Genomic DNA, 2,978 nt, shown 5'->3' on the forward strand with positions numbered 1-2,978 from the left:
CGCCTCGCGGATGACGGGCGCGCTCTCGCCGGTGATCGCCGCCTCGTTGACGGATGCGACGCCGGCGATCACCTCGCCGTCCGCCGGGATCAGCTCGCCCGTGGTGACCAGCACCACGTCGCCCGCGCGCAGCACGCTGGCGGCGACATCCTCGATCCGGTCGCCCTTGACCCGGCGGGCGGTCAGTTCGGCCTTGGTCGCGCGCAGCGATGCCGCCTGCGCCTTGCCGCGCCCCTCCGCCAGCGCCTCCGCAAAGGTGCCGAACAGCACCGTCAGCCACAGCCATACCACCAGCTGCAGCTTGAAGCCGAGCCCGAGGCCATCATGACCGAGGAACAGCAACAGCGTCAGCAGCGTCGCGACGCAGGCGGTGACGAACATCACCGGGTTGCGAACGAGCTGGCGCGGGTCGAGCTTGCGCACCGCGTCGAGGCACGCGGGCGCGAGCAGCGCCGGGGTGAACAGGGTGGCGGAGCGCGCCATGGCGGTGCCTTTACTGAAGGTGGCCGCCGACCATCGACAGATGATCGGCGATGGGTCCGAGCGCGAGGCCCGGCAGGAAGGTGAGGCCGCCCAGGATCAGGATCACCCCGACCAGCAGCCCGACCCACAGAAGCCCGGTGGTCGGAAACGACCCGGCGGAAGGCGGCGTGTAGCGCTTGGCCGCCAGGCTGCCGGCGATGGCGAGCATCGGCACGATCACGAAGAACCGGCCGAGCCACATCGCGACGCCCAGCACGCCGTTGTAGAAGGGCGTGCCGGCTGACAGCCCCGCGAACGCCGAGCCGTTGTTGCCGACCGAGCTGGTCAGGGCATAGAGGATCTCCGAGAAGCCGTGCGGCCCCTTGTTGAGCGGCCCGGCCAGCCCGGCGGTCGTCACCGCCGCGATCGCCGCCCCGCCCAGGATTACCAGCGGCAGCACGGCGATGGCGAGGATCGCCAGCTTGACCTCGCGCGCCTCGATCTTCTTGCCGACATATTCGGGCGTCCGCCCGACCATCAGCCCGGCGACGAACACCGCCAGGATCGCGAACAGCAGGAAGCCGTAGATACCCGCGCCTACCCCGCCGACCACGACCTCGCCAAGCTGGATGTTGAATAGCGGGATCATGCCGCCCAACGCGGTGAAGCTGTCGTGCATGGCGTTGACCGCGCCGCACGAGGCGGCGGTAGTGACGGCGGCGAACAGCGCGCTGGCGGCGACGCCGAAGCGCACCTCCTTGCCCTCCATGTTGCCGCCGGCGACGCCGAGGCCGTGTAGCATCGGGTTGCCGCCCGCCTCCTGCCAGTAGCAGACGCCCGCCCCGACCGCGAAGATGAACACCATCGCCGCCAGGATCGCCCAGCCCTGCCGCGTATTGCCGACCGCCTTGCCGAAGCACCAGGTCAGGCCGAAGCCGAGCACGAAGATCGACAGCATCTGGACGAGGTTGGTCACCGCGCTCGGGTTCTCGAACGGATGCGCGGAGTTGGCGTTGAAGAAGCCGCCACCGTTGGTGCCGAGCATCTTGATCGCCTCTTGCGACGCCACCGGCCCCAGCGCAATCGTCTGCTGTGCGCCCTCCAGCGTCGTCGCGGCAACCTGCTGGGTCAGCGTCTGCGGAACGCCCGCCCAGATCAGATAGGCGGCATAAAGGACGCAGACCGGCAGCAGCAGGTAGAGCGTCACCCGCGTCATATCGGTCCAGAAATTCCCGAGGCCGCTCGTCTCGCGCCGCGCGAAGCCGCGAAACAGCGCAAAGGCGAGCGCGATACCGGTCGCCGCGCTGGTGAAGTTGTGGATGGTCAGCGCCAGCATCTGGCTGCCGTTCGATAGGGCGCTCTCGCCGGCATACCATTGCCAGTTGGTGTTGGTGGTGAAGCTGATCGCGACATTCATCGCGCCGTCCGGCGACAGGCCGGCAAAGCCGGGCGCATTGAGCGGCAGGTAGTATTGCAGCCGCAGGACGGCATAGGTGAACACCGCCAGCGCGACGTTGAACGCCAGCATGTGCACCGCATAGCGCCGCCAGCCCATCTCGGCGGCGGGATCGATCCCCGCCAGCCGGTAGAAGCCGCGCTCGACCGGGCCGAGCAGCGCGTGCAGCGGCGTGCGCCGGCCATCGTAGAGCGCATAGAGCCACAGCCCCGCCGGCTTGGTGAGCGCCAGCAGGATGCCGAGAAAGACGAGGATCAGGAGCCAGCCCTGGACGGTCATGCCCTGCCTCCGGTCAGAAACGCTCGGGCCGGATCAGCACGGCGACGAGGTAGAGGAGGAGACCAAGCGCGGTCAGCGCGGCGAGCCAGAGGTCGAGCGTCATCGCCGCCTCACGCCTGATCGCACAGCCGGGCATAGGCGAGCGTCGCCGCCACCAGCCCCGCCAGCACCAGCAACCAGATCACGTCCTGCATCGCTCACCTTCTCGGGACAGCAGCAATCGGCCGCCAACGCGTCAGATTAGCCGTTGGCCGGCTGTGGTAGCGAGGGCGGGAGCAGCCCGAAGTCGTATGTTTCGCGTATGATCGCGGTTGCGCTCAGAGCGCCGCGGGCAGCCTCAGCCGCGCGAGCAACCCGCCCAGATCCTCGCTCTCCTCCAGCGTGACGGTGCCGTCATAGATCTCCGCGACGTCGCGAACGATCGCCAGGCCAAGGCCGGTGCCAGGCTTGCCGGTGTCGAGCCGCGCGCCGCGGTCGAAGATGCGCGCACGCTCCTCCTCGGGGATGCCGGCCCCGTCGTCCTCGACCAAGAACTCGACGAAACCGGCCTGCGCCGCGACGGTGACGAAGACGCTGCCGCCGCCATATTTGGCGGCGTTCTCGACCAAGTTGCCGAGCATCTCGTCAAGGTCCTGCCGCTCGACGTGGACGTGCAGTCCGCGCGGGCCGTCGGTATCGATCCGCACCTGCGGGTAGAGCCGCCCGACCGCGCGCTCGACCGCTTCCAGGCTCGCCCAGACCTCGGCGCGGCTGTGCGCGGAGCCGCGCCGGCCGACCGCGC

3 protein-coding genes and 1 pseudogene are annotated in these 2,978 nt (G+C 69.3%); all 4 read right to left on the bottom strand.

Features of this window, described 5'->3' with window-relative positions:
- Positions 1–483: pseudogene (locus HUU96_RS13945) on the bottom strand (potassium-transporting ATPase subunit B); the annotation flags it as partial.
- Positions 484–493: 10 nt separating this feature from the next.
- A complete protein-coding gene (gene kdpA / locus HUU96_RS13950; RefSeq protein WP_174293353.1) occupies positions 494–2,197 on the bottom strand; it encodes a potassium-transporting ATPase subunit KdpA in 1,704 nt (567 codons plus the stop codon).
- 13 nt (positions 2,198–2,210) lie between these two features.
- Positions 2,211–2,300 (bottom strand): K(+)-transporting ATPase subunit F, encoded by a 90-nt coding sequence (gene kdpF, locus HUU96_RS13955; RefSeq protein ID WP_038665721.1) that lies wholly within the window; start codon positions 2,298–2,300, stop codon positions 2,211–2,213.
- Positions 2,301–2,514: 214 nt separating this feature from the next.
- A partial coding sequence (locus tag HUU96_RS13960) for an ATP-binding protein (RefSeq protein WP_254605243.1) occupies positions 2,515–2,978 on the bottom strand: 464 nt, incomplete at its 5' end.

The organism is Sphingomonas bacterium (assembly GCF_903644135.1).
In the GTDB taxonomy this organism is placed as follows: domain Bacteria; phylum Pseudomonadota; class Alphaproteobacteria; order Sphingomonadales; family Sphingomonadaceae; genus Sphingomonas.

Coding starts and splice junctions, on each gene's coding strand:
- kdpA (WP_174293353.1), bottom strand. CDS start 2,197: ATGACCGTCCAGGGCTGGCTCCTGATCCTCGTCTTTCTCGGCATCCTG.
- kdpF (WP_038665721.1), bottom strand. CDS start 2,300: ATGACGCTCGACCTCTGGCTCGCCGCGCTGACCGCGCTTGGTCTCCTC.